This is a genomic window from Priestia sp. AB (assembly GCF_028369225.1).
GTDB lineage: Bacteria > Bacillota > Bacilli > Bacillales > Bacillaceae_H > Priestia > Priestia megaterium.
Window position 1 is genome coordinate 1 of record NZ_JAQMYN010000064.1, and the last position, 574, is coordinate 574.

The 574-nt window shown below is 41.3% G+C and carries 1 pseudogene; it reads left to right on the plus strand.

Features of this window, described 5'->3' with window-relative positions:
- Positions 1-574 (plus strand): annotated as a pseudogene (locus tag POF52_RS31010) (urocanate hydratase); the annotation flags it as partial.

Below are 574 nucleotides of genomic sequence, written 5' to 3' on the forward strand. Positions count from 1 at the left end.
GATGATGTATGGGCAAATGACAGCTGGTAGCTGGATTTATATCGGAAGTCAAGGTATTGTACAAGGTACATACGAAACATTTGCTGAATGTGCGAAACAACACTTTAATGGTAGCTTAGCAGGTACCATTACTGTAACGGCAGGTTTAGGTGGGATGGGTGGAGCACAGCCATTAGCCGTTACAATGGCAGGTGGCGTGGTCATTGGAATTGATGTTGACCGAACACGCATCGAAAAACGAATTGAAACACGCTATTGTGACATTGTGGTAGAAAGTTTGGACGAGGCAATTAAAATAGCTAAAGAAGCAAAAAAAGGAAAGAAAGCGCTTTCTATTGGATTAGTTGGAAATGCAGCTGAAGTGCTTCCTCAAATGATTAAACGTGGCTTTATTCCAGACATTGTAACGGATCAGACATCCGCGCATGATCCATTAAATGGATACCTTCCAGTAGGCTTTACTTTAGAGAAAGGGGAAGTATTACGTACTGAAAATCCTGAAGAATATGTAAGGAAATCTAAGGCAAGTATGGCTGTTCATGTTCAGGCTATGTTAGATATGCAGAAAGAAGGG